We start from the raw sequence: 24,083 nt of genomic DNA, 5'->3' as shown, positions 1-24,083 counted from the left end.
CTGAATAAGGGAGGTCGCAATTTTATACTATATAAGTTATAATGGTTTGATGAATTTTAATGAGGAGCGTTAAATATGTCAGTAAAAAAATTAGTTAAAGCGGAGCATCCAATATTTAACCAACCGGCACATCAAGTAGAACAATACGATAATCAATTAAAGCAAACACTAACAGATGTTGAAGATACTTTATATGCCTTGGAAGGATCTGCATTAAGCGCAAATCAAATCGGTATTAACCAACAAGTTGCCATCGTTGATATGGAAATGGAAGGCTTATTACAACTTATCAATCCTAAAATTATTAAACAATCAACTGAAACGATTACTGATTTAGAAGGATCAGTAAGTTTACCCGATGTATATGGCGAAGTTGAACGCAGTAAAATGATTGTTGTTGAAAGTAATGACGTTAACGGAAATTCAGTAGAATTAACAGCGTACGATGATGTAGCGAGAATGATTTTACATATGATTGATCAATTAAATGGCATATTTTTCACAGAAAAGGCTAAACGTATATTAAGTGATAGTGAAATGGAGGCATATTTCGAAAATGAGTAAAATAATTTTTATGGGAACACCAGATTTCTCAACTAAAGTATTAGAAATGCTTATTGCAGAGCATGAAGTTATTGCAGTAGTAACTCAACCAGACAGACCAGTAGGTAGAAAACGCGTTATGACACCACCGCCTGTAAAAAAAGTAGCGGTAGAACATAATATTCCAGTATATCAACCCGAAAAAATAAAAGGATCTGAGGAATTACAAACATTATTAAACATGGATTCAGACCTTATCGTAACGGCTGCATTTGGCCAAATTTTACCAGAACAATTATTAAATACACCTAAACTAGGGGCAATTAACGTACATGCTTCATTGTTACCTAAATATCGAGGTGGTGCACCAATACATCAAGCGATTATAGATGGTGAAAAAGAAACAGGTATAACGATTATGTATATGGTGAAAAAACTAGATGCAGGGAATATTATCTCACAACGAGCTATCGACATTGAACAAGATGATAATGTGGGTTCAATGCATGATAAATTAAGTTTTTTAGGTGCTGATTTATTAAAAGAAACATTACCTTCAATTTTAAATGGTACTAATGACAGTGTAGAACAAGATGATAGTCAAGCTTCATTTGCTTCAAATATTAGTCGTGAAGATGAAAAAATCGATTGGAATCGTAGTGCACAAGAGATACACAATCATATAAGAGGTCTATCACCATGGCCAGTTGCCTATACTATTATGGATGACAAAAATTTAAAAATTTATGGTGCACATATCGTATCAGATAAAAAAGGTGAACCAGGCACTATTGTAGATACGACTAAGAAAGCAATTATAGTTGCAACTGCCTCAGATGAATGTATTGCTTTAACTGATATTCAATTAGCCGGTAAAAAACGTATGCAAGTAGCAAATTATTTAAGTGGTGTTCAAGAATCACTAGTTGGGAAGAAATTAGTATGACAAATTCGATAAGAGGTCTCGCTTTTGAGACAATACAAGCAATATTAGATGAAGGTGCCTATAGTAACTTAGAAATTAATGAAGTACTATCAACATATGAAATTAGTGATTTAGATAAAGGATTATTCACTGAACTTGTATACGGTACAGTAAAACGTAAATATACTTTAGATTTTTATTTGAAACCATTTTTAAAAACAAAAATCAAAGGTTGGGTACGTGAATTACTTTGGATGAGTATTTATCAATATGTATACTTAGATAAAGTACCTGATCACGCAATCATTAATGAAGCGGTGGAAATTGCCAAAGAAGAAGGCGGTTATTATACCGGAAATGTGGTTAACGGTATACTACGTACAATTATGAGAAGTGAATTACCAGATATAAATGATATCCAAGATGATAAAAAAAGAATTGCTATTCAATATAGTTTACCTAAGTGGTTAGTTGACCATTGGGTAACACATTACGGCTTGGAACAAACAGAGACAATTGCACAATCATTTTTAGAACCAGTAGCTACTACTGTAAGAGCTAATATAACAAGAGGCTCGATTGATAACATTATAAGTGCGTTAGAAAAAGAAGAGTATACAGTAAAGAAAGATGACGTTTTACCTTTCTGTCTTCACATTTCTGGAAAACCAATTGTGAACTCAAGAGCTTTTAAAGATGGTTTAGTATCAATTCAAGATAAAAGTTCCATGTTTGTAGCGCATATCATGGATTTAGATAGAAATGATTCTGTATTAGATGCATGTAGTGCACCTGGGGGGAAAGCGTGTCACATTGCTGAAATATTATCTCCAGAAGGGCATGTTGATGCGACAGATATACATGATCATAAAATAAAACTCATTGATTTCAATATAAGAAAATTAAGACTTAAAAATATTAAAGCCTTTCAACACGATGCAACAGAACCCTATGAAAATCAATATGACAAAATTTTAGTGGATGCTCCATGTAGCGGTTTCGGTGTATTACGACATAAACCTGAAATTAAATATAGTCAGTCGAAAAATACAATTCAATCACTAGTTGAATTACAATTACAAATATTGGAGAATGTAAAACATAACTTAAAACCTGGAGGTTCAATTGTTTATTCAACATGTACAATAGAACAAATGGAAAATGAAAATGTAGTGTATACATTCTTAAAACAAAATGATGATTTTGAATTTGAACCATTCCAACACCCAACAACTGGTGAAATGGTTAAAACATTACAAGTCTTCCCCCAAGACTATCATTCAGATGGATTCTTTATCGCTAGAATTAAAAGAAAGGAAAGTTAATATGATTACTGAAAAAAAGAAAAAGAAAAATAAATTCCTTCCTGATTTTGAGAAGCAGTCTATTTACTCTTTAAGATACGATGAAATGCAAGACTGGTTAATTGAACACGGTCAACAGAAATTTAGAGCAAAACAAATTTTTGAATGGTTATATCAAAAACGTGTTGATAGCATTGATGAAATGACAAATCTTTCAAAAGATTTACGTCAACTATTAAAAGACAACTTTGCAATGACAACGTTAACGACTGTTGTTAAACAAGAAAGTAGAGACGGCACAATCAAATTCTTGTTCGAATTACAAGATGGCTATACAATTGAAACTGTATTAATGCGACATGAATATGGAAATTCAGTTTGCGTAACAACACAAGTTGGTTGCCGTATTGGTTGTACATTTTGTGCTTCAACATTAGGCGGATTAAAACGTAATTTAGAAGCAGGAGAGATTGTATCTCAAGTATTAACAGTACAAAAAGCACTAGACGAAACAGATGAACGTGTATCGCAAATTGTTATTATGGGTATTGGCGAACCATTCGAAAATTATGATGAAATGATGGACTTTTTACGTATTGTAAATGACGATAATAGTTTAAATATCGGTGCAAGACATATCACAGTATCTACTTCAGGAATTATTCCAAGAATTTATGACTTTGCTGATGAAGATATCCAAATTAATTTTGCAGTAAGTTTACATGGTGCAAAAGATGAAATTCGTTCAAGATTAATGCCTATAAACCGTGCCTATAATGTTGAAAAATTAATGGAAGCTATTGAATACTATCAAGAAAAAACAAATCGTCGTATTACATTTGAATATGGTTTGTTTGGCGGTGTAAATGATCAATTAGAACATGCTAGAGATTTAGCTCATCTTATTAAAGGATTAAATTGTCACGTCAATTTAATTCCAGTTAACCATGTTCCAGAAAGAAACTATGTCAAAATACCTAAAGATGATATTTTTAAATTTGAAAAAGAGTTAAAACGATTAGGTATCAATGCTACAATAAGACGTGAACAAGGATCAGATATTGATGCAGCATGTGGTCAATTAAGAGCGAAGGAACGACAAGTAGAAACGAGGTAAGAGCAATGCTAAATGCACAATTTTTCACTGATACTGGACAACATAGAGATAAGAACGAGGACGCAGGCGGTATATTTTATAACCAAACTAGTCAACAAATGTTAGTGTTGTGTGACGGTATGGGTGGTCATAGAGCTGGTGAAATTGCAAGTCAGTTTGTTACTTATGAACTACAAAAACGCTTTGAAGCGGAAAATTTAATCGAAGAACATCAAGCTGAAGAATGGTTGAGTACGAACATTAAAGCAATTAATTTTGATCTTTATAATTATGCTCAAGAAAACCCTGATTACCATGGTATGGGTACGACTTGTGTTTGTGCATTAGTATTCGATAAAGTAGTTGTTATTGCTAATGTTGGTGATTCTCGAGCTTACGTTATAAATAGTAGGCAAATTGATCAAATTACTAGTGACCATTCTTTTGTGAATCATTTAGTAATGACAGGTCAAATTACAGAAGAAGAGGCATACCATCATCCTCAAAGAAATATCATTACTAAAGTAATGGGAACAGATAAACGTGTGTCTCCAGATTTATTTATTAAGCGCTTAAACTTTTATGATTATTTATTACTTAATTCTGACGGACTAACAGATTATGTTAGAAATTATGAGATTCAAGAAGAATTAAAACAAGAAGCTTCTTTAGAAGATCATGGTGAGAGCCTTATGCGTTTAGCATTCGCCCACGAATCTAGAGATAATATAAGTTTTATATTATCTGCTATCGAGGGTGATAGAGTATGATAAATAAACTGATTAATGAGCGCTATAAAGTCATTGATAAGCTTGGTGGCGGTGGAATGAGCATTGTTTATCTAGCTGAAGATTTAATTCTGAAGCGTAAGGTTGCAATTAAAGCTATTTCAATCCCACCAAGGGAGAAAGAAGAGACATTACGTCGCTTTGAAAGAGAAGTTCATAATTCATCACAATTATCACATAAAAATATTGTTACCATTTTTGATGTCGCTGAAGAAGATGATTGTTACTTTTTAGTAATGGAGTATATTGAAGGGCCCACACTTGCTGAGTATATTGAGAACCATGGACCCTTAAGTTTAGAAACTGCAGTACAATTTACTCAACAAATTCTAGAAGGCATTAAACATGCACATGACAATAGAATCGTACATAGAGATATAAAACCACAAAATATTCTCATTGATAAAAATAAAACCTTGAAAATTTTTGATTTTGGTATAGCAAAAGCGATAAGTGAAACATCCTTAACTCAAACGAATCATGTACTTGGGACTGTGCAATATTTATCACCTGAACAAGCTAAAGGTGAATCTACCGATGAAGGTACTGATATATATTCTATAGGTATTGTGTTGTTTGAAATGTTAGTAGGAGAACCACCATTTAACGGTGAAACAGCTGTAAGTATTGCCATCAAACATATACAAGATTCCATTCCTAACATAACAACAGATAAACGCGAAGAAGTGCCACAAGCTTTAAGCAACGTTGTACTTAAAGCGACTGAGAAGGATAGAGCTAATAGATATACTACTATTCAACAAATGCGTGATGATTTAAGTAGTGCTCTACACGAAAATCGTTCTAACGAAGAAAGATATGCTTTAGATCAAACTAAGACTAAAACAATGTCTTTTTCTAAAGAAGAAATTTCCAGAAAGATTGACGACACACCAAAAGAGAAAAGTATTGGTCAAACAATGCAAATTCCAATAATGGATCACCAAGACAATCAACAACATCAAAATAGAGATACACATTTATATGAACCGCCACGCAAAAAAAGTTCTAAGAAAAAGAAATTTTTATACGCATTTATCTTTGCGTTATTACTTATCGGTCTTATTTCTTTTGTAAGTATGGCAGTGTTTGGCGATAAATTTGAAGAAATGCCAGATATCACTGGTAAAACACAATCCCAAGCTGAAACAATGTTGAAAAATCATAATCTAAAACTTGGTGACGTTTCAAAAGATTACAGTGATAAATATCCTGAAAATCAAATCATTAAATCTAAACCAGCTAAAGGTGAGCGCGTTGAGCGTGGAGATAAAATTGATATTGTAGTATCAAAAGGACCTGAAATGGTTAAAATGCCAAGTGTAATTGGTTTATCAAAAGATGACGCGCTCGATAAACTGCGTGAAGTAGGTCTTAAAGATGTAGGGGTTGAACAAACATATAGTTCAAGTACACCTAAAGGTTATATTGCTAATCAAAGTGTGTCAGCAAATAAAAAAGTGAAATTAAATGACAATAATATCAAAATTTATGAATCTTTAGGAGTTAGACAAGTATATGTAAGTGATTATGAAAACAAATCATATGATACTGCTAAGAAAGAATTAGAATTAAAAGGATTCAAATTAAAAGTTTCAAAATCCTATAGCGACAGTGTGAAAAAGAATGATATTATTTCACAATCACCAAAAGGTAAATCAGTAGATGAAGGCTCAACAATAACATTAGTTGTCTCTAAAGGCGAAGAATCCGACGATGATAAATCAGATGATGATTCAGATAAAGATGTTAAGAATTACAATGAATCAGTGAAAGTACCTTATTCTGGTAAAAAGGGAAAAAGCCAAAAAGTAGAAGTTTATGTTAGAGATAAAGATAATAGTGGTTCTAGCGCAGTTCAATCATTTGAAATTAAAGATGACAAATCAATTAATATTCCTATGAAAATTGAAAAAGGTAAAACTGCTGGTTACACTGTAAGAGTAGATAACAAAATTGTTGCAGATAAAGATGTGGATTATGATGACTAAATAATAATTCATTAAAATATGAAGTGCTATACGATGAGTCAATTACGAGACTCATCGTATTTTTTATAGTTATAAAGATATATAATTATTAATGAGTTTGATATACTATTATCAGTAAAATAATTATGAGAGGTGTCCTTTTGAAGACAGGTCGAATTGTAAAATTGATAAGCGGCGTTTATCAAGTAGATGTTAACGGTACACGCTATAATACGAAACCACGTGGCTTATTTAGAAAGAAGAAATTTTCACCCATTGTTGGAGATATTGTAGATTTTGATGTGCAAAATGAAACAGAAGGTTATATTCAACATGTTCATGAAAGAGATAATGAATTAAAAAGGCCACCTGTCAGTAATATTGATACATTAGTTATTGTAATGAGTGCTGTTGAGCCACAATTTTCAACGCAACTATTAGATAGATTTTTAGTGATTGCTCATTCATATGGGTTAAACACAAGAATCTTAGTCACTAAAAAAGATATGGCTGACGATAATCAAATTGAAAAAATTAATAATTATCTATCTATTTATGAAGAAATAGGTTATTCAACTCAATTTGTTAGTATTCATGATAACCAAACGACATTAGTTGAAGAATGGGGGAGAGGTTTAATTGTTTTAAGTGGACAGTCTGGAGTTGGGAAATCGACTTTCTTAAACCATTTTAAACCTGAACTTGAGCTTGAAACTAATGATATTTCAAAATCTCTTAATCGAGGTAAACATACTACTAGACATGTAGAACTACATGAAACGGTGAGTGGTTTTATCGCAGATACGCCAGGTTTTAGTGCACTTGACTTTGATCATATTGACAAAGATGAGATTAAAAACTACTTTATCGAAATTGCACAATACGGTGAGCAATGTAAATTCCGTAATTGTAATCATCTTAAAGAACCAAAATGTAATGTCAAAGAAGAATTAGATAAAGGAAACATCGCACAATTTAGATATGAACATTATTTACAATTATTTAATGAAATTTCAGAGAGAAAGGTTCGATATTAAATGACTAAAGTATTACCTTCACTACTATCAGTTGATTTTTTAAACTTAAAAGATGAAATAATAAAATTAGAAGATGCACAAGTTGATGGATTACACTTTGATGTTATGGATGGTCAATTTGTACCTAATATTTCTATTGGAATTCCAATTCTAGATGCAGTTCGTAAACAAACAGATTTACCGATAGATGTCCATTTAATGATTGAAAATCCTGAACAATATATTGAATTATTCGCAGACCATGGTGCAGATCTCATTTCTGTTCATTTAGAAGCTACTGCCCATATTCATAGAGCGCTAGAACAAATAAAGAACAAAGGTAAAAAAGCAGGCGTTGTCATTAATCCAGGAACACCAGTTAGTCAGCTACTACCTATTATCAATGTAGTAGATTATGTATTAATTATGACAGTTAACCCTGGTTTTGGTGGTCAATCATTTATTGAAGAATGTGTTGATAAAATACTAGAATTAAATACGTTAAAAAATGAAAAGCAACTTACATTTGATATTGAAGTTGATGGCGGTATCAATGCAGAAACAGCTGAAATTTGTGTGAAAAATGGAGCTACAATGTTAGTAACTGGCTCATATTTCTTTAAACAAAGTGATTATAAAGAAGTTACACAAAAACTAAAGGGCTGATGATTATGGAAATCAATTTAATGTGCTCTGATAGAAATCTTCCAAATGATTTATTTGATCAACACCGTGAAGATATTTGGGGCGGCATAGATAGAGGTGCCTTAATTCTCTTAAAGCATCAAATTATTCCTGAATTTTCGGTTGGTGATTTTGATTCAGTAAACGATGAAGAACGTCACATTTTATCCCAACAATTAAATATACATCCAGTGAAAGCAGAAAAGGATGATACTGATTTAGGCCTCGGTGTAGCACAAGCAGTCGCCGAAGGGTATAAAGAGATTAATATTTATGGCGCGACTGGTGGTCGTTTAGATCATTTTATGGGTGTTATTCAATTACTCTTAAAACCTGAATATATTAATAAAGGGGTCAAGTTTAAGATTATTGATACTCAAAATGAAATTACATTACTGACACCTGGTTGTTATACAGTAGATTTTAATTCAAATTATCCTTATATTTCATTTATACCTATGAGTGGTGAACCAGTTATTTCTTTAACTGGATTTAAATATGAATTACAACAAGAAAAATTAGAAGTGGGATCTACGTTAACAATTTCAAATGAAGTTAAACATGAGCGAGGCAATATTGAAATTAGTCATGGACATGTTTTACAAATGAGAAGCAAAGACAAAGATTACTAATAGAATAATAGGAAAGAGAAAGATATAATTATTTGGAAATAGTACCCTCTTATTTTATTACTTGTAAATATGATTGCATAAAAAAAGAACTTAAAGGAAGCTCCTTTAAGTTCTTTTAAAATAAATCCTCCACATAAGGACTATTTATAAGTGCATTATATTTATTAAACTCTAGTAACTTTACCAGATTTTAAAGCACGTGCAGAAACCCAAACTTTTTTAGGTTTTCCGTCAACAAGAATTCTAACTTTTTGAAGGTTAGCGTTCCATCTGCGTTTGTTCGCATTTAAAGCGTGTGAACGATTATTACCAGTCGAAGCTTTACGACCTGTTACGTAACATTGTTTACCCATGAAAGTACCTCCTTTAATAAATATAAATACACGTCACTACTTATATACTTTATTAAGATATCATAACTTAACGAAATTGGCAATAATTAGTTCTGCAAATTAAAATTTAATGGCGCAAACTGTTGATATTTTATGATATAATTGTAAGCTGTGGAGTAATATAGTATGATACTGTAAAGAAATATGAAATTTAAACATTAAAAATTCAAATGATTTACTAATATTAATTATTAAAATTTAGCAATGAGATTGCTTAATTATATGAGAATCGCAACATATAACTTTATTTTTCAGGAGGAATATTAATATGACATTAGAAATTTCAAATGATTACGGTAAAATTGATATTTCGAATGAAGTCATCGCCTCTGTTGTAGGCGGTAAAGCTGTTGAATGTTACGGCATAGTTGGTATGTCATCTAGACAACAAGTTAGAGATGGAATTGCTGAAATTTTAGGGCATGACAATTACGCACGCGGTATCAAAGTACGCGAAGAAAACGGAAATGTTGATATAGATATGTATATTATAGTAAGTTATGGTGTGAAAATTTCAGAAGTGGCTAACAATGTTCAGTCAACTGTTAAATATACATTAGAGTCAACACTTAATGTTAAAGTGAATTCAGTTAATATCTTTGTACAAGGTGTTAGATTAAACCAAACGGGCAAAAAGATTTAGGAGGACAACGTGAAATGATTAGCAAAATCAATGGTAAATTGTTTGCCGATATGATAATACAAGGGGCACAAAATTTATCTAATAATGCAGATTTAGTGGATTCGCTTAATGTATATCCAGTACCAGATGGAGATACAGGGACTAATATGAATCTTACAATCACTTCTGGTCGTGAAGAAGTTGAAAATAATTTATCACAAAACATTGGAGAACTAGGTAAAACATTCTCTAAAGGATTATTAATGGGTGCTAGAGGTAATTCTGGTGTTATTTTATCTCAATTATTTAGAGGATTCTGTAAAAATATCGAAACAGAAGCCGAAATTACTGCTCAACAATTAGCTGCTAGTTTGCAGGCTGGTGTTGAAACTGCGTATAAAGCTGTTATGAAACCAGTTGAAGGAACAATTTTAACGGTCGCTAAAGACGCAGCTCAAGCAGCAGTGGATAAAGCTGAAACATCAAATGATTGTATTGAAGTTATGGAATCAACTATTGAAGCAGCTGAAAAATCATTAAATAACACCCCTAATTTACTTGCCGTATTGAAAGAAGTCGGCGTTGTCGATAGTGGTGGTAAAGGTCTATTATCTGTATATGAAGGATTTTTAAAAGGATTAAATGGTGAAACTATAGAAGCATCTAAACCAAAACTAGATACTGATACTTTAGTAAATGATGAACACGATTTCCATGGTGTTATCAATACTGAAGATATTGTCTATGGTTATTGTACTGAAATGATGGTTCGTTTTGGTAAAGATAAGAAACCTTTTAAAGAAGAAGAATTCCGTCAAGATATGAGCGAATTTGGAGATTCCTTATTAGTAATTAATGACGATGAAATTGTTAAAGTTCACGTTCATACGGAATATCCAGGTCAAGTATTTAATTACGGACAACAATATGGTGAATTAATCAAACTTAAAGTTGAAAACATGAGAGAGCAACATCGTGAAGTGATTAGAAAAGAAGCAAACAATCATAAACACGAAACACCTCAAACAGTTGAAACAGCAATTATTACTATATCTATGGGTGACGGCATCTCAGAATTATTTAAATCGATGGGTGCAACTCATATCATTAGTGGTGGTCAAACAATGAACCCATCTACGGAAGATATTGTCAAAGTAATTGAACAGTCTGAATGTAAACGTGCTATTATTTTACCAAATAATAAAAATATCTTAATGGCCAGTGAACAAGCAGCTGAAATAGTTGATGCAGAAGCAGTAGTAATCCCTACAAAATCTGTACCACAAGGTATTGCAGCATTATTCCAGTTTGATGCAGATTCTTCATTAGAAGATAATAAAAGCCATATGGTCAATGCATTAGATGTTGTTAAATCAGGTTCTGTAACATTTGCTGTTAGAGATACAAAAATTGATGGCGTTGAAATCAAAAAAGATGAGTTTATGGGTCTTGCTGAAGATAAAATTATAACTTGTGACGCTGATCAATATACAGCTACTAAGCAATTGTTAGAAGCTATGTTAAGTGAAGATAGTGAAATTTTAACTATTATAGCTGGAGAAGATAGTAAGCAACAAATTACGGATCAATTAACTGAATGGGTTGAGTCTACTTATCCTGATGTTGAAATTGAAAACCATAATGGACAACAACCAATATATCAATATTTATTCGCGGTTGAATAAGAGTAATATAGGTAAACTATAAATGATAACGAGATTGAAGTTTTATGCAGAGATAGCTGTATACTTCATTCTCGTTTTATTTTTATATTTAGTAATAAATGATAATAATAAAGTCTAACATAAATATATTATGTAAACTTTAGTTTCGTAATGCGTTTCTATCAACGTTAAGCTGTGTAAATGGTAGAATGGGTTTAATAATCAAAACTCGTTTAATAGAGTAATTTAAATTAAGGTGATCGAATATGGCGAAAGTCAATTTAATAGAAAGTCCGTATCCTTTAAATCAAATAAAAGGCATTGGACCTAAACGTTTGGCTGTGTTACAAGAATTAAATATTAATACTGTGGAAGACCTCGTACTTTATTTACCTACACGTTACGAAGATAATACTGTTATAGATTTAAATGAAGCCGAAGATCAAAGTACAGTGACAGTTCAAGGGGAAGTCTATTCATCTCCAACTGTAGCATTCTTTGGAAGAAATAAGTCTAAATTAACGGTACATATTATGGTCAATCAGATTGCTGTTAAATGCGTCTTTTTTAATCAACCTTATTTAAAAAAGAAAATCGAATTAAATGGTATCGTAACTGTAAAAGGAAAATGGAATCGAGCTAAACAAGAAATTAATGGCAATCGAATGTTCTTTAATCAGCAAGATAATTCGAATGATACGCAACTAGAGCCGGTTTACCGTATTAAAGAAGGCATTAAACAAAAGCAACTTCGAGATAATATTCGTCAATCACTAGATGATGTGGTCATTCATGAATGGTTATCAGATGAATTAAGAACAAAATATAAATTAGAAACATTAGATTACACACTTAAAACGTTACATCATCCAAAAAGTAAACATGATTTGTTAAGAGCACGACGGACATATGCTTTTACAGAATTATTTATGTTTGAATTGCGTATGCAATGGTTGAATAGATTGGAAAAGACCTCAGATGATGCTATCGAAATAAAATATGATATTCAAAAAGTGAAATCTTTTATAGACTCACTTCCTTTTGAACTTACAGATGCTCAAAAAAGTAGTGTGAATGAAATCTTTAGAGATTTAAAAGCACCAATACGTATGCATAGATTATTACAAGGCGATGTAGGATCAGGTAAAACTGTCGTAGCAGCTATATGTATGTATGCTTTAAAAACGGCTGGATATCAATCAGCATTAATGGTACCAACAGAAATATTAGCTGAACAACATGCTGAAAGTTTAATTGATTTATTCGGAGAAACTATGAACGTAGCCTTGTTAACTGGATCTGTAAAAGGAAAAAAACGTCGTATTTTGCTTGAACAACTTGAAAATGGAACAATTGATTGTCTTATAGGTACTCATGCTTTAATACAAGATGATGTAACATTTGAAAATGTTGGTTTAGTTATAACAGATGAACAGCATCGTTTCGGTGTAAATCAACGACAACGTTTAAGAGAAAAAGGTGCTATGACAAATGTATTATTTATGACTGCAACCCCAATTCCAAGAACTTTAGCTATATCAGTATTTGGTGAAATGGACGTTTCATCTATTAAACAATTACCAAAAGGAAGAAAGCCGATTATCACGAGTTGGGCCAAGCATGAACAATATGAACAAGTATTAACTCAAATGACAAGCGAACTTAAAAAAGGAAGACAAGCATATGTGATATGTCCGCTTATAGAAAGCTCAGAACATTTAGAAGATGTACAAAATGTAGTTGAGTTATATGAATCATTACAACAATACTATGGGCAAAATAAAGTAGGGTTATTACATGGTAAATTGACTAATGAGGAAAAAGATGAAGTAATGCATCGATTCAGTCAACATGAGATTGATATTTTAGTTTCTACTACTGTTGTTGAAGTTGGTGTAAATGTACCTAACGCAACATTTATGATGATTTATGATGCAGATCGTTTCGGTTTATCTACACTACATCAATTACGAGGAAGAGTTGGTAGAAGTGAGCATCAAAGTTATTGTGTACTTATAGCTTCACCTAAAACAGAAACAGGTATTGAAAGAATGACTATCATGACACAAACAACGGATGGATTTGAATTAAGTGAACGCGATTTAGAAATGAGAGGTCCAGGAGATTTCTTTGGCGTTAAGCAAAGTGGATTGCCTGACTTCTTAGTTGCAAATATAGTAGAAGATTATAGAATGTTAGAAGTTGCTAGAGATGAAGCTGGTGAATTAATTCAATCAGGAGAATTTTTCAATTCAAATTATGATCATTTAAGACATTTCATTGAAGATAATTTATTAGATATGAGCTTTGATTAATTGTTGGAGTACTATTAAGACGCCATTTTCAATAATCTAAAAACTATTTTAAATATCTATTATAGTTTATTGTTGAGGGATTGAAATAGAAAGTGTTATGATATGTGAGGAATGTTTAAGACTTGGTACTAAAATGAGGGGTGAGATAGTGAAATTAAAGAAAAACGAGCGTAGACAAGCTATTCAACAAGCGATAGATAATAACCCCTTTATTACTGATAATGAACTTTGTGAAATGTTCCAAGTGAGTATACAAACAATTCGACTAGACCGTACACATCTTAATATTCCAGAATTAAGAAAACGTGTTAAGTTAGTGGCAGAACACAATTATGATCAAATTAAATCAATGGAAGCTAATGAAGTTATAGGTGATTTAGTACAGTTGAAACCGAATCATACTGCTACATCAATGATTGAAATTACAACAGATTCAGTTTTTTCGAAATCATCAATAGCTAGAGGTCATATTTTATTTGCACAAGCAAATTCACTGTGTGTAGCACTTATACATAACCCAACAGTTTTAACTCAAGAAAGTAATATTAAATTTCTGGATAAAGTTAAATTAAATGATACAGTGAAAGCTGAAGCAAAAGTAATAAAACAAACAGATAAACATTATTTTATAGAAGTAAACTCTTATGTAAAAGATAATCTAGTATTTAAAGGTAATTTTAAAATGTTCTATATAAGTGAGGATGAATTTAATGGTTAAAATTGCAGTAGACATGATGGGTGGAGACGACGCACCAGGAATCGTATTAGAAGCCGTAAAAAAAGCTGTAGATAATTTTAAAGATTTAGAAATTATTTTATTTGGTGATAAAGACCAATATACTTTAAATCATGGACGTATAGATTTTAGACATTGTTCTGAAAAAATCGAAATGGAAGATGAACCAGTTAGAGCAATTAAACGTAAAAAAGACAGTTCAATGGTTAAAATGGCTGAAGCAGTAAAATCTGGAGAGGCAGATGGTTGTGTATCAGCAGGAAATACAGGCGCATTGATGTCAGCAGGTTTGTTCATTGTTGGAAGAATTAAAGGCGTCTCAAGACCTGCGCTCGTTGTTACTTTACCAACTATTGATGGTAAGGGATTTGTATTTTTAGATGTTGGCGCTAATGCAGACGCTAAGCCTGAACATTTATTGCAATATGCACAATTAGGTAATATATATGCACAAAAAATTAGAGGAATCAAACAACCGTCAGTATCATTATTAAATATTGGTACAGAAGCGGCAAAAGGTAATACACTTACTAAGAAAACTTATGAATTAATGGAAGCGCAACAAGATTTTAACTTTACTGGTAATGTAGAAGCTAAAACATTAATGGACGGTAATGTTGATGTTGTTGTAACCGATGGATTTACAGGTAATATGGTACTTAAAAATTTAGAAGGTACAGCTAAATCAATTGGTAAAATGTTGAAAGAAACATTATTAAGTAGTTTCAAAAATAAATTGGCAGCAGTTGTTCTTAAAAAGGATTTAGATCAATTTGCTTCAAAAATGGATTACTCAGAATATGGTGGTTCTGTTTTATTAGGTTTAGATGGTACTGTTGTAAAAGCACATGGTAGTTCTAATGCTAAAGCATTCTATTCAGCAATTCGCCAAGCAAAAATTGCAGGAGAACAACAAATTGTACAAACTATGAGAGAAATGGTTGGTGATTCAAATGGGTAAAACAGCAATCGTATTCCCTGGACAAGGTGCACAAAAGGTCGGAATGGCTCAAGATTTATATAATGTAGATGACAAAGCTACGACAATTTTGAACCAAGCACAAGCAGCAGTTGATTTTGATTTACTAGAAACAATGTTTACAGATGAAGAAGGTAAATTAGGAGAAACAGAAAATACACAACCTGCATTATTAACACATAGTGTTGCATTATTAGAAACTTTAGAAAATGTAAATGCTGATTACACTATGGGTCATAGTTTAGGTGAATATTCTAGTTTAGTTGCGAGTGGTGTTCTATCTTTTGAAGATGCAGTAAAAATCGTCCGTAAACGTGGCGAATTAATGGCACAAGCATTTCCAAATGGTGTAGGTAGCATGGCAGCAGTATTAGGCTTGGATTATGATGACGTTGATAAAATTTGTAAAGAACTTTCAACAGATGATGAATTAATTGAGCCAGCTAATATTAATTCACCAGGTCAAATTGTAGTATCTGGACATAAATCCTTGATTGATGAGTTAGCTGAAAAAGGAAAGTCTTTAGGTGCTAAACGTGTATTACCATTAGCAGTTTCTGGCCCATTCCATTCTTCAATGATGAACGTAATTGAAGAAGATTTTGCAGCGTATATTAATCAATTCGAATGGCATGAAGCACAATTTCCAGTCGTTCAAAACTACAATGCTGAAGGAGAAACTGATCCAGAAGTAATTAAACATAATATGGTTAAACAACTTTATTCACCAGTTCAATTTATTAAATCAACAGAATGGTTAATAGATCAAGGTGTTGATCATTTTATCGAAATTGGTCCAGGAAAAGTTTTATCAGGTCTTATTAAGAAAATTAATAGAGATGTTAAAATAACTTCAATTCAAACGCTTGAAGATGTGAAAGGATGGAATGAATAATGACAAAAAGTGCATTAGTAACAGGTGCTTCAAGAGGTATTGGTCGTAGTATTGCAATTCAGTTAGCAGAAGAGGGCTACAATGTAGCTGTAAACTATGCTGGCAATCAAGAAAAAGCAGAAGCAGTCGTTTCAGAAATTAAAGCAAAAGGTGTCGAAAGTTTTGCAATTCAAGCTAATGTTGCAAATGGAGACGAAGTTAAGGCTATGATTAAGGAAGTCGTAAGTCAATTTGGTTCTATCGATGTATTAGTTAATAACGCAGGTATCACGCGTGACAATTTACTTATGCGTATGAAAGAACAAGAATGGGATGACGTTATCGACACAAACTTAAAAGGTGTCTTTAATTGCATTCAAAAAGTTACACCTCAAATGTTAAGACAACGCAGTGGTTCAATTATCAACTTATCAAGTGTTGTTGGAGCAGTTGGTAACCCTGGTCAAGCAAACTATGTAGCAACTAAAGCAGGAGTTGTAGGATTAACTAAATCAGCTGCACGTGAGCTAGCTTCAAGAGGTATTACAGTTAATGCAGTAGCACCTGGATTTATAGTTTCAGATATGACAGATGCTTTAAGTGATGACTTAAAAGAACAAATGTTAGGTCAAATTCCATTAGCTCGTTTTGGTGAAGATACTGATATCGCAAATACAGTTGCATTCTTAGCTTCAGATAAAGCTAAATACATTACTGGTCAAACTATTCATGTTAATGGTGGAATGTATATGTAACGATTATGCTCAAATTAGTTGACTTAGTTAAAATTATTGAACACATTAGTTAAAACTAATGTGTAAGTATCACTAAACTATTAAAATAGTAGTGATACTTTATAGTCAACCTTGCGGGTGCCGGGGCTCCAACACAGAGATTTTCGAAAAGAAAATCGCCGGACAACGCAAGTTGGGGCGATTAGTATTAAGGAACGCCTGAGCTAAAGCTCATGCATAAGAAACACTATACATGAAATGCAAGTGACGCAGTAGTTGTCTGACCAATCATTTCACAAAGTTCATGATTGATCTAGTCAACCTTGCGGGTGCAAGACAACGAAATCAGTAGAATTTCTGTCTTGCGACCAAATTCTACTTGTATTTTAGAATCTAAAATGGGAAAATATAATAGTCTATGGATAGACGCTTTTAAAGGAGGTGAATCGACGTGGAAAACTTCGATAAAGTAAAAGATATCATCGTTGACCGTTTAGGTGTAGATGCTGATAAAGTAACTGAAGATGCATCTTTCAAAGATGATTTAGGCGCTGACTCACTTGATATCGCTGAATTAGTAATGGAATTAGAAGATGAATTTGGTACTGAAATTCCTGATGAAGAAGCTGAAAAAATCAACACTGTTGGTGATGCTGTTAAATTCATCAATAGTCTTGAAAAATAATAAACCTATATCTGAGTCGTCTTTGTGTCGGCTCAGATTTTTTCTTTTGTTTTATTGCAATTTCACGTAAAATTATAGTTAACGCATCATTAATTGAGGAGGTAAGATTTATGACCAATCATAAAAAGACAGAGATGGTTAATCAATTTCGAAAACAATTTGCACAAAAGATGCAAGAGTTAGGTTTTGAATATCAAAATATAGATTTATATCAACAAGCATTTTCACATTCTAGTTTCATCAATGATTTTAATATGGATCGTTTAGCTCATAATGAACGTTTAGAATTTTTAGGTGATGCGGTATTAGAATTGACGGTTTCACGTTATTTATTTGATAAACACCCAGATTTACCAGAGGGTAATTTAACAAAAATGAGAGCGACTATCGTATGTGAGCCTTCACTTGTAATATTTGCAAATAAAATTAAATTAAATGAACTCATCTTGTTAGGAAAAGGTGAAGAAAAAACTGGAGGTAGAACTAGACCTTCCCTTATTTCTGATGCTTTTGAGGCATTTGTTGGTGCCTTATATTTGGATCAAGGGTTAGATACGGTGTGGAAATTCGCCGAAAAAATTATCTTCCCTTATGTAGAAGATGATGAACTAGATGGAGTTGTAGATTTCAAAACACAATTTCAAGAATTTGTTCATACACAAAACAAAGGTGACGTTACTTATCGTTTGATTAAAGAAGAAGGTCCAGCACATCACCGTTTATTCACTTCCGAAGTGATATTAGAAAAGCAAGCTGTTGCTGAAGGTAAGGGTAAAACTAAGAAAGAATCTGAACAAAAAGCAGCTGAACGTGCCTATAAATTGATGAAGAACAAATAATGTTACGACATACAAATACATCCAATAGAGATTAACGTTATGTGATTTGTATAAGTTGAATACTGATGCAATCAACATGAATATGCATCAAACAATAAGTTGATTTCGAAGTAAGAATCAACGTGGATTTGGATAAGGAGAATAGCATGGTTTATTTAAAATCAATAGATGCCGTAGGATTTAAGTCATTTGCAGACCATACTGATGTTCAGTTTGATAAAGGTGTTACAGCAATTGTTGGTCCAAATGGTAGCGGTAAAAGTAATATTACTGATGCGATTAAATGGGTTTTAGGTGAACAATCTGCAAAATCACTTCGTGGTTCTAAGATGGAAGATATTATTTTTTCTGGTGCAGAACATCGCAAACCCCAAAATTATGCAGAAGTTAAATTAAAATTAGATAATCATTCAAAAAAATTACAAATTGATGCTGAAGAAGTTGAAGTCACACGACGTTTATATCGTAGTGGTGAAAGTGAGTATTATTTAAATAATGATCGTGCGCGATTAAAAGATATTATTGATTTGTTCTTAGATTCTGGGTTAGGTAAAGAGGCATTTTCGATTATTTCTCAAGGTAGAGTTGATGAAATTTTAAATGCAAAGCCAATAGATCGAAGACAAATTATCGAAGAATCAGCAGGAGTTTTAAAATATAAAAAACGTAAAGCTGAATCCGTTCAAAAATTAGATCATACTGAAGATAATTTAACACGTGTTGAAGACATTCTATATGATTTAGAAGGACGCGTTGAACCTTTAAGAGAAGAAGCGGCTATAGCGAAAGAATACAAACAATTATCATCAGAAATGGAGAAAAGTGATGTAATTGTTACTGTCCATGATATTGATCAATATACAAAAGATAACGCTCAACTAGACGAACAACTTAATGATTTAAAAGGTAAACAAGTAAATAAAGAGGCTGAACAAAGTCAAATTAATCAATTATTGCAAAAGCATAAAGGTAAACGTCAAGAGTTAGACCAACAGATTGAACAATTAAACTATAACCTAGTTAAGGCAACTGAAGAGTTTGAAAAATATTCTGGTCAACTTAATGTATTGGAAGAACGTAAAAAGAATCAGTCAGAAACTAATGCAAGATTTGAAGAAGAACAAGACAACTTACAGACTCAATTAGAAAATGTTCAACAGGAAAAAGAAGAAGCAATTCATACATTAAATCAATTAAAACAGAAACAAAAAGAATTAAATAAAGAAGTACAGACACTTGAATCTAAATTATATGTTTCTGATGAACAACATGATGAAAAATTAGAAGAAATAAAGAACCAATATTATGAGTTGATGTCTAAACAGTCAGACGTGAATAATGATATTCGTTTTTTAGAGCATACTATTAATGAAAATGAAGCTAAAAAATCAAGGCTTGATTCTAGATTAGTTGAAGCTTTTAATCAATTGAAAGAAATACAAAATAACATTTCAAATACTGAAAAAGATTATAATCAAACTCTGAAAGAAATGAAAAAGACTGAACAACAAATCAAAGAAGTAGAGAAACAATTGACTCAATCGAAACAACACCAGTCTGAATTTGAAAATAAATTGTATCAAGCTTATCGTTATAACGAGAAATTAAAATCTCGTATTGATAGTTTAGCAACACAAGAAGAGGATTATACGTATTTCTTTAATGGCGTAAAACATATATTAAAAGCTAAAGGTAAAGAATTAAGTGGTATTCATGGTGCTGTAGCAGAAGTTATTGACGTTCCATCCCATTTAACACAGGCTATCGAAACAGCTTTAGGTACATCATTACAACACATTATAGTTGAAGATGAGAAAGATGGACGCCAAGCAATACAGTTTTTAAAACAGCGTAGTTTAGGGCGAGCAACATTTCTACCGTTAAATGTGATTCAACCACGTTATTTAGCTTCAGATATCAAATCAACAGCACAATCTTCAGAAGGATTTGTGAATATTGCTTCAGATGCTGTTAAGGTATCGTCTCAATATAAAAACATTGTCGAGAATTTATTGGGTAATACAATAATAGTTGAAGACTTAAAGAATGCTAATGACTTAGCGAGATCAATCCGCTATCGTACAAGAATTGTTACACTTGATGGAGATGTAGTTAACCCTGGTGGTTCTATGACAGGTGGTGGCGCTCGTAAAACAAAAAGCATCTTGTCTCAAAAAGATGAACTTACAACAATGCGCAAGCAATTAGCAGATTATCAACAACAGACTCAAGAATTTGAAAAACAATTTCAAGCCCATCAATCTCAGTCTGAAAAATTAAGTGAACAATATTTTGATATCAGTCAAAGTTATAATACTTTGAAAGAAAAAGCACATGGCTATGAATTAGAACTTGATCGTCTGAAGAAACAAGAAGCACATCTTAAAGATGAACATGAAGAATTTGAATTTGAAAAAAATGATGGTTATCAAAGTGATAAAAGCAAAGAAACACTCGAACAAAAGCAACAACATTTAGCTGAAATTAAAACAGAATTAAAACAACTTGAAGAAGATATCGAGCGTTATACAAAATTATCCAAAGAAGGTAAAGCATCTACTACACAAACACAACAACAACTGCATCAAAAACAATCAGATTTAGCAGTAGTCAAAGAGCGTATTAAAGCTCAACAACAAGACATCGAACGTTTAGATAAACAATTACAAAGTACAGAACAACAACTTGATACTATTAAAGAAAAAATAGAATTATTTAATTCAGATGAAATGATGGGTGAGCAAGCGTTTGATAAAATCCGAACACAAATTAAGGATAAAGAACGTGAAAGAACTGAATTAAATCAACAACTAGATCAAGTTAAACAACAACGAGTTGACTTAAATCAAATGATTGAAGACAATGATAATAAGCTTCAAGAATGCCACCAAGATTTATTGTCTATCGAAAATCATTACCAAGATATTAAAGCAAATCAATCTAAATTAGATGTATTAATCAATCATGCTATCGATCATCTTAATGATGAATATCAACTTACGGTAGAAAGAGCACGTACACTTTATGACAATGATGAAGAGATTGATTCTTTACGTAAAAAGGTTAAATTAACAAAAATGTCCATTGATGAATTAGGCCCAGTTAATTTAAATGCAATTGAACAATTTGAAGAATTAAATGAACGTTATACGTTCTTAAATGAACAACGAACAGATTTACGTGAAGCAAAATCTACTTTAGAACAAATTATTAATGAGATGGATAAAGAAGTAGAAGGACGATTTAAAGAGACGTTCCACGCTGTTCAAAATCATTTTAGTAATGTGTTTAAACAATTGTTCGGCGGTGGTAAGGCAGAGTTACAACTCACTGAAGATGACTATCTAGCAGCTGGCGTTGATATTATCGTGCAACCACCTGGCAAAAAATTACAACATTTATCATTATTAAGTGGTGGAGAGCGTGCATTAAGCGCAATAGCTTTATTATTCGCGATTTTAAAAGTAAGGTCAGCCCCATTTGTAATTTTAGATGAGGTCGAAGCGGCATTGGACGAAGCAAATGTAATCCGATATGCTCAATATCTCAACGAGTTATCTGATCAAACGCAATTCATTGTGATTACGCACCGTAAAGGAACGATGGAATTTTCAGATCGTTTGTATGGTGTTACTATGCAAGAATCAGGAGTATCTAAATTAGTAAGTGTTAACCTAAATACAATAGATGAGGTTATGAAGGAGGAAGAAGCATGAGCTTTTTTAAACGCTTAAAAGATAAATTTTCTGGATCGAGTGAAAAAGATATAGAAAAAGAATTATCCAATGAGGAAGAAATTGATGAGTCTTCGAAAGAGGCTGACGATTCACAGCAAGGGTTACAAAATGAAATTGAAGAAGAAAAACCTAAAAAGAAACCTAAAAAGTTAAGTGAAGCTGACTTTGATGAAGATGGATTAATTTCAATTGAAGATTTTGAAGAAATAGAAGCACAAAAAATCGGAGCGAAATTTAAAGCTGGATTAGAAAAATCTCGTGAAAATTTCCAAGAACAGTTAAATAACTTAATAGCGCGTTATAGAAAAGTTGATGAAGAATTCTTTGAAGCATTAGAAGAAATGTTAATTACAGCTGATGTTGGTTTTAATACGGTAATGCAACTTACTGAAGAGTTACGTGTTGAAGCACAACGTCGTAACATTCAAGAGACAGAAGATTTACGAGAAGTTATCGTAGAAAAAATTGTTGAAATTTATCACCAAGAAGATGATAAATCTGAAGTGATGAAATTAGAAGATGGACGTTTAAATGTTATTTTAATGGTTGGTGTTAATGGTGTAGGTAAAACAACAACAATCGGTAAATTAGCATATCGTTATAAAATGGAAGGTAAAAAAGTAATGCTTGCAGCAGGTGATACTTTTAGAGCGGGCGCTATTGAACAATTAAAAGTTTGGGGCGAACGTGTTGGTGTAGAAGTGATTAGCCAAAGTGAAGGTTCAGATCCTGCAGCTGTAATGTATGATGCAATTAATGCTGCTAAACATAAACAAGTAGACATTTTAATATGTGACACAGCAGGACGTTTACAAAATAAATCTAACCTAATGCAAGAACTTGAAAAAGTTAAACGTGTTATTGGTAGAGCCGTTCCAGACGCGCCACATGAAGCATTACTTTGTTTAGATGCCACAACTGGACAAAATGCATTATCACAAGCTCGTACATTTAAAGAGGTAACAGATGTTTCAGGTATCGTATTAACTAAATTAGATGGTACAGCTAAAGGTGGTATTGTGTTAGCTATTAGAAATGAACTTAAAATACCAGTTAAATATGTAGGTTTAGGTGAAAAATTAGACGACTTGCAACCATTTAATCCCGAAAGTTATGTTTATGGTTTATTTGCAGATATGATTGAACAAAATGAAGAAATTCCAGAAGAAAGTAGTGACGTTTCAGCTGATAATCATGAGGAAAATAATAATGAGCCAAAATGATTTAGTTAAAACGTTACGTATGAATTATCTCTTCGACTTTTATCAATCACTTTTGACTGATAAACAACGAAATTATCTAGAATTATTTTATTTACAAGATTATGCTTTAAGTGAAATTGCTGATACTTTTAAAGTGAGTAGACAGGCAGTTTATGATAATATAAGAAGAACTGGCGATTTAGTTGAAGATTATGAAGCTAAATTAGGATTATACAAAAGGTTTGAACAACGACGAGATATTTATAATCAAATGAAACAATCTCTTGATAAACCAGAATTATTAAAGCAATATATAGATCAATTAGAAGAATTAGAATAACGATGA

General features: G+C 32.2%; 22 protein-coding genes. 21 read left to right on the top strand and 1 reads right to left on the bottom strand.

Translation table 11 applies throughout. The features are described 5' to 3' along the window. Positions 1-75 precede the first annotated feature (75 nt). The 9 genes from Q4528_RS07415 (at position 76) to Q4528_RS07375 (ending at position 8,958) form a co-directional block, all read left to right on the top strand. Positions 76-564 (top strand): peptide deformylase, encoded by a 489-nt coding sequence (locus tag Q4528_RS07415; RefSeq protein WP_029055467.1) that lies wholly within the window; start codon positions 76-78, stop codon positions 562-564. After that, complete coding sequence (gene fmt / locus Q4528_RS07410; RefSeq protein WP_046466598.1) at positions 557-1,489, top strand: methionyl-tRNA formyltransferase; 933 nt, start codon at positions 557-559, stop codon at positions 1,487-1,489. Before Q4528_RS07415 ends, fmt begins: the two co-directional genes overlap by 8 nt. Further along, on the top strand, positions 1,486-2,793 hold the full coding sequence (gene rsmB, locus Q4528_RS07405; RefSeq protein ID WP_303521098.1) for a 16S rRNA (cytosine(967)-C(5))-methyltransferase RsmB: 1,308 nt from the start codon (positions 1,486-1,488) through the stop codon (positions 2,791-2,793). The genes fmt and rsmB overlap by 4 nt, the downstream gene beginning before the upstream one ends. 1 nt (position 2,794) lies before the next feature. Next, positions 2,795-3,889 (top strand): dual-specificity RNA methyltransferase RlmN, encoded by a 1,095-nt coding sequence (gene rlmN / locus Q4528_RS07400; RefSeq protein ID WP_303521135.1) that lies wholly within the window; start codon positions 2,795-2,797, stop codon positions 3,887-3,889. A gap of 5 nt (positions 3,890-3,894) precedes the next feature. Then, positions 3,895-4,638, top strand: a complete 744-nt coding sequence (locus tag Q4528_RS07395; RefSeq protein WP_017637137.1) for a Stp1/IreP family PP2C-type Ser/Thr phosphatase — start codon at positions 3,895-3,897, stop codon at positions 4,636-4,638. Continuing rightward, positions 4,635-6,647 carry a Stk1 family PASTA domain-containing Ser/Thr kinase gene (pknB, locus tag Q4528_RS07390; protein ID WP_072291805.1) on the top strand — a complete coding sequence of 671 codons (2,013 nt, stop codon included), beginning with the start codon at positions 4,635-4,637 and terminating at the stop codon, positions 6,645-6,647. Before Q4528_RS07395 ends, pknB begins: the two co-directional genes overlap by 4 nt. A gap of 140 nt (positions 6,648-6,787) precedes the next feature. Further along, positions 6,788-7,663: a ribosome small subunit-dependent GTPase A gene (rsgA, locus tag Q4528_RS07385; protein ID WP_046466600.1), complete on the top strand. Its 876-nt coding sequence runs from the start codon at positions 6,788-6,790 to the stop codon at positions 7,661-7,663. Beyond that, positions 7,664-8,308, top strand: coding sequence for a ribulose-phosphate 3-epimerase (gene rpe, locus Q4528_RS07380; RefSeq protein WP_017637134.1), 645 nt, complete (start codon positions 7,664-7,666; stop codon positions 8,306-8,308). Positions 8,309-8,313: 5 nt separating this feature from the next. After that, complete coding sequence (locus tag Q4528_RS07375; protein ID WP_029055459.1) at positions 8,314-8,958, top strand: thiamine diphosphokinase; 645 nt, start codon at positions 8,314-8,316, stop codon at positions 8,956-8,958. A gap of 164 nt (positions 8,959-9,122) precedes the next feature. On the opposite strand, the gene rpmB is transcribed toward Q4528_RS07375, so the two are convergent. Beyond that, entirely contained in the window at positions 9,123-9,311 is a 189-nt protein-coding gene (gene rpmB, locus Q4528_RS07370) for a 50S ribosomal protein L28 (RefSeq protein WP_002435210.1), read from the bottom strand. Between the two features lie 307 nt (positions 9,312-9,618). Between rpmB and Q4528_RS07365 the strand changes: the two genes are divergently transcribed. The 12 genes from Q4528_RS07365 (at position 9,619) to Q4528_RS07310 (ending at position 24,077) form a co-directional block, all read left to right on the top strand. Next, entirely contained in the window at positions 9,619-9,993 is a 375-nt protein-coding gene (locus Q4528_RS07365) for an Asp23/Gls24 family envelope stress response protein (protein WP_017637132.1), read from the top strand. A 14-nt stretch (positions 9,994-10,007) separates the two neighbouring features. Beyond that, on the top strand, positions 10,008-11,657 hold the full coding sequence (gene fakA, locus Q4528_RS07360) for a fatty acid kinase catalytic subunit FakA (protein WP_017637131.1): 1,650 nt from the start codon (positions 10,008-10,010) through the stop codon (positions 11,655-11,657). 245 nt (positions 11,658-11,902) lie between these two features. Then, positions 11,903-13,951, top strand: coding sequence for an ATP-dependent DNA helicase RecG (gene recG, locus Q4528_RS07355; RefSeq protein ID WP_017637130.1), 2,049 nt, complete (start codon positions 11,903-11,905; stop codon positions 13,949-13,951). Between the two features lie 148 nt (positions 13,952-14,099). After that, positions 14,100-14,669, top strand: a complete 570-nt coding sequence (gene fapR / locus Q4528_RS07350) for a transcription factor FapR (RefSeq protein ID WP_017637129.1) — start codon at positions 14,100-14,102, stop codon at positions 14,667-14,669. Continuing rightward, positions 14,662-15,648: a phosphate acyltransferase PlsX gene (gene plsX, locus Q4528_RS07345; RefSeq protein ID WP_070451366.1), complete on the top strand. Its 987-nt coding sequence runs from the start codon at positions 14,662-14,664 to the stop codon at positions 15,646-15,648. The genes fapR and plsX overlap by 8 nt, the downstream gene beginning before the upstream one ends. Continuing rightward, complete coding sequence (gene fabD, locus Q4528_RS07340; RefSeq protein WP_046466602.1) at positions 15,641-16,561, top strand: ACP S-malonyltransferase; 921 nt, start codon at positions 15,641-15,643, stop codon at positions 16,559-16,561. The genes plsX and fabD overlap by 8 nt, the downstream gene beginning before the upstream one ends. Continuing rightward, positions 16,561-17,295, top strand: coding sequence for a 3-oxoacyl-[acyl-carrier-protein] reductase (fabG, locus tag Q4528_RS07335; protein ID WP_017637126.1), 735 nt, complete (start codon positions 16,561-16,563; stop codon positions 17,293-17,295). Before fabD ends, fabG begins: the two co-directional genes overlap by 1 nt. Before the next feature lie 430 nt (positions 17,296-17,725). Continuing rightward, positions 17,726-17,959, top strand: coding sequence for an acyl carrier protein (locus Q4528_RS07330; protein ID WP_000426914.1), 234 nt, complete (start codon positions 17,726-17,728; stop codon positions 17,957-17,959). Between the two features lie 110 nt (positions 17,960-18,069). Continuing rightward, entirely contained in the window at positions 18,070-18,798 is a 729-nt protein-coding gene (gene rnc, locus Q4528_RS07325; RefSeq protein ID WP_046466603.1) for a ribonuclease III, read from the top strand. A 146-nt stretch (positions 18,799-18,944) separates the two neighbouring features. Next, complete coding sequence (gene smc / locus Q4528_RS07320; protein ID WP_046466604.1) at positions 18,945-22,514, top strand: chromosome segregation protein SMC; 3,570 nt, start codon at positions 18,945-18,947, stop codon at positions 22,512-22,514. Continuing rightward, positions 22,511-23,758: a signal recognition particle-docking protein FtsY gene (gene ftsY / locus Q4528_RS07315; protein WP_046466605.1), complete on the top strand. Its 1,248-nt coding sequence runs from the start codon at positions 22,511-22,513 to the stop codon at positions 23,756-23,758. The genes smc and ftsY overlap by 4 nt, the downstream gene beginning before the upstream one ends. Further along, positions 23,745-24,077 (top strand): putative DNA-binding protein, encoded by a 333-nt coding sequence (locus Q4528_RS07310; protein WP_046466606.1) that lies wholly within the window; start codon positions 23,745-23,747, stop codon positions 24,075-24,077. The genes ftsY and Q4528_RS07310 overlap by 14 nt, the downstream gene beginning before the upstream one ends. Positions 24,078-24,083: the final 6 nt, after the last annotated feature.

This window comes from Staphylococcus pasteuri, from assembly GCF_030547725.1.
Lineage (GTDB): Bacteria > Bacillota > Bacilli > Staphylococcales > Staphylococcaceae > Staphylococcus > Staphylococcus pasteuri.
This window is presented reverse-complemented; position numbering and strand designations above follow the sequence as displayed.

What these genes read in the sequence shown, in the direction of transcription:
- rlmN (WP_303521135.1), top strand. Translation starts at nt 2,795, where the DNA reads ATGATTACTGAAAAAAAGAAAAAGAAAAATAAATTCCTTCCTGATTTT.
- rnc (WP_046466603.1), top strand. Translation starts at nt 18,070, where the DNA reads ATGACCAATCATAAAAAGACAGAGATGGTTAATCAATTTCGAAAACAA.
- rpmB (WP_002435210.1), bottom strand. Translation starts at nt 9,311, where the DNA reads ATGGGTAAACAATGTTACGTAACAGGTCGTAAAGCTTCGACTGGTAAT.
- rpe (WP_017637134.1), top strand. Translation starts at nt 7,664, where the DNA reads ATGACTAAAGTATTACCTTCACTACTATCAGTTGATTTTTTAAACTTA.
- Q4528_RS07395 (WP_017637137.1), top strand. Translation starts at nt 3,895, where the DNA reads ATGCTAAATGCACAATTTTTCACTGATACTGGACAACATAGAGATAAG.
- Q4528_RS07310 (WP_046466606.1), top strand. Translation starts at nt 23,745, where the DNA reads ATGAGCCAAAATGATTTAGTTAAAACGTTACGTATGAATTATCTCTTC.
- Q4528_RS07365 (WP_017637132.1), top strand. Translation starts at nt 9,619, where the DNA reads ATGACATTAGAAATTTCAAATGATTACGGTAAAATTGATATTTCGAAT.
- smc (WP_046466604.1), top strand. Translation starts at nt 18,945, where the DNA reads ATGGTTTATTTAAAATCAATAGATGCCGTAGGATTTAAGTCATTTGCA.
- Q4528_RS07415 (WP_029055467.1), top strand. Translation starts at nt 76, where the DNA reads ATGTCAGTAAAAAAATTAGTTAAAGCGGAGCATCCAATATTTAACCAA.
- ftsY (WP_046466605.1), top strand. Translation starts at nt 22,511, where the DNA reads ATGAGCTTTTTTAAACGCTTAAAAGATAAATTTTCTGGATCGAGTGAA.
- Q4528_RS07375 (WP_029055459.1), top strand. Translation starts at nt 8,314, where the DNA reads ATGGAAATCAATTTAATGTGCTCTGATAGAAATCTTCCAAATGATTTA.
- fakA (WP_017637131.1), top strand. Translation starts at nt 10,008, where the DNA reads ATGATTAGCAAAATCAATGGTAAATTGTTTGCCGATATGATAATACAA.
- fabD (WP_046466602.1), top strand. Translation starts at nt 15,641, where the DNA reads ATGGGTAAAACAGCAATCGTATTCCCTGGACAAGGTGCACAAAAGGTC.
- fabG (WP_017637126.1), top strand. Translation starts at nt 16,561, where the DNA reads ATGACAAAAAGTGCATTAGTAACAGGTGCTTCAAGAGGTATTGGTCGT.
- pknB (WP_072291805.1), top strand. Translation starts at nt 4,635, where the DNA reads ATGATAAATAAACTGATTAATGAGCGCTATAAAGTCATTGATAAGCTT.
- plsX (WP_070451366.1), top strand. Translation starts at nt 14,662, where the DNA reads ATGGTTAAAATTGCAGTAGACATGATGGGTGGAGACGACGCACCAGGA.
- fmt (WP_046466598.1), top strand. Translation starts at nt 557, where the DNA reads ATGAGTAAAATAATTTTTATGGGAACACCAGATTTCTCAACTAAAGTA.
- recG (WP_017637130.1), top strand. Translation starts at nt 11,903, where the DNA reads ATGGCGAAAGTCAATTTAATAGAAAGTCCGTATCCTTTAAATCAAATA.
- rsmB (WP_303521098.1), top strand. Translation starts at nt 1,486, where the DNA reads ATGACAAATTCGATAAGAGGTCTCGCTTTTGAGACAATACAAGCAATA.